Annotated in this window: 1 tRNA gene; it reads right to left on the reverse strand. The window is 49.8% G+C overall.

Annotation, left to right across the window (positions count from 1 at the left end):
• Positions 1 to 74: 74 nt before the first annotated feature.
• Positions 75 to 150: transfer RNA gene (locus NE609_RS17405), tRNA-Ala, on the reverse strand.
• Between the last annotated feature and the right edge of the window lie 101 nt (positions 151 to 251).

Below are 251 nucleotides of genomic sequence, written 5' to 3' on the forward strand. Positions count from 1 at the left end.
TTTACTTAGCTTGCAGATATTTGTTTCCATTGTTCAATTTTCAAGGTGCGTTTCAGAACCCTTTCGGGTTCCGTTGGTGGAGATGAGGAGGATCGAACTCCTGACCCCCTGCGTGCAAGGCAGGTGCTCTCCCAGCTGAGCTACACCCCCGTATTGACGCATGAAAGCACTTTTGCCGGAATTCCTTCCGGCAATTCAGCGCCTTCAAAAATGAACAACGAGCAGATTCCCTTGCTGACCAGAACTCTTGG

The sequence above is a fragment of the Anaerotruncus sp. DFI.9.16 genome, from assembly GCF_024461615.1.
In the GTDB taxonomy this organism is placed as follows: domain Bacteria; phylum Bacillota; class Clostridia; order Oscillospirales; family Ruminococcaceae; genus Anaerotruncus; species Anaerotruncus massiliensis.